The sequence below is a fragment of the uncultured Limnohabitans sp. genome, assembly GCF_937889215.1.
GTDB lineage: Bacteria > Pseudomonadota > Gammaproteobacteria > Burkholderiales > Burkholderiaceae_C > Limnohabitans_A.
The window spans coordinates 1-1,651 of record NZ_CALBEX010000296.1; the positions used below are offsets into that span (position 1 = coordinate 1).

Below are 1,651 nucleotides of genomic sequence, written 5' to 3' on the forward strand. Positions count from 1 at the left end.
ATCTGTTGATTCAGAGCGAGGCTGGTTTTGTGTCTGTGACCGGCACTGAAGACACGCCTTCCAAGGCCGGGCCGTCGATCGCCGACATTGCCGCCGGCATGTACGCCTACACCAACATTTTGGCCGCGTTGATGCACCGCCAGCAGACTGGCGAGGGCCAGCACATCGATGTGTCGATGCTGGAGTCGTTGACCGAGTGGATGGGCTACCCGCTGTACTACAGCCTGGACGGCGCAGCGCCGCCCAAACGCACGGGGGCCAGCCACGCCACCATTTACCCCTACGGCCCGTTTCCGGCTGGTGACGGCAAGGCTGTCATGCTGGGGCTGCAAAACGAGCGGGAATGGAAAGCGTTTTGTGAACAGGTGCTGCAGCAACCCGAATTGGCCACGGGCGAACGATTTGCCAGCAACCCCAAGCGGGTGGCACAACGCGCTGCGCTGTACGCGTTGATCGTGCAGGCATTCTCCAGCCTGACAGCGGCCCAGGTGGTGCAGCGGCTGGAAACGGCGCAAATCGCCAACGCCCAGGTCAACACCATGGCCGAGGTCTGGGCGCATCCGCAGCTTCAGGCGCGCGGGCGCTGGACATCAGTGGACACCTCGGTGGGCACGGTGCCCGCCCTGCTGCCGCCTGGCTCCTGGACCAAAGGGGCACCGCGCATGGATGCGGTGCCTGCGCTAGGTCAGCATACCGACGCCATTCTGGCCGGGTTGGGCTACGGCGCCGAACAAGTCGCCACCTTGCGCGCCGAAGGGTCCGTGTGAGCACCATGAACACCAGACAAGCCATCACCTACCTGTTTGTGCCAGGCAACCGACCCGAGCGTTTTGCCAAGGCGCTGGCCAGCGGCGCGGACCGGGTGATTCTGGATCTGGAAGATGCTGTTGCAGAAGCCGACAAAGCCCAAGCCCGCGAATCCATCTCCAGTTGGGTAGCGACCTTGGCGAGCAAGGACATGGACCGCTTGCTGGTGCGTATCAACGATGTGACTAGTCCTTGTCACTTTGATGACCTTTTATGCCTGCAGCGCTCATGTATTAAGCACAGCATGCTATCAAAATGTGAATCCCCTGAACAAGTGGCACAGGTCTTGGCCCACATGCCACCTGGGTCCCGTGTGTTGCCTCTGATTGAAACGGTGCGCGGCGTGTTGGCTGCACCGGCAATTGCCCAAGCGTCAAACGTCTCTCGGCTGGCATTTGGTTCCCTGGACTACCTGCTTGATATGGATCTGCCCGGGCCCGGCTTTGCGCTTGACAGTGCAGCCCTGACGATTGCCATGGCCTCACGCGCCGCCAACCTGCCGCCACCCGTTGCAGGTGTCACACCGGAGCTGGATGCGGGCCAGGTGCAGTCTGATCTGGCCCATGCCCGGGCTTTGGGGTACGTCGCCAAGATGTGTATTCACCCGATGCAAGTCGCGGTGGTGCGCGAGGCCTTTGAGCCTGACGCACAGACACTTGCCTGGGCGCAGCGTGTGCTTGGCCAATGGCAGCAATCCAACGGAGCAGGCGTGATTCAAGTCGACGGGCAGATGGTCGACAAGCCGGTGCTGTTACGTGCCGAACGTATTCTGGCCCTGGCAGGCCAATCTCAATCTCTTTAACTTATTCAGACAGGGGAAACCTCATGGCCTCCACCATCATTG

At 61.4% G+C, this 1,651-nt stretch carries 2 protein-coding genes; both read left to right on the forward strand.

Features of this window, described 5'->3' with window-relative positions; translation table 11 throughout:
• Positions 1–767: CaiB/BaiF CoA-transferase family protein (locus Q0341_RS07510; protein WP_299511696.1), on the forward strand; the 767-nt coding region annotated here is incomplete at its 5' end.
• Between the two features lie 5 nt (positions 768–772).
• Positions 773–1,609: a CoA ester lyase gene (locus Q0341_RS07515; RefSeq protein ID WP_299511699.1), complete on the forward strand. Its 837-nt coding sequence runs from the start codon at positions 773–775 to the stop codon at positions 1,607–1,609.
• Positions 1,610–1,651 lie beyond the last annotated feature (42 nt).

Coding starts and splice junctions, on each gene's coding strand:
- Q0341_RS07515 (WP_299511699.1), top strand. CDS start 773: ATGAACACCAGACAAGCCATCACCTACCTGTTTGTGCCAGGCAACCGA.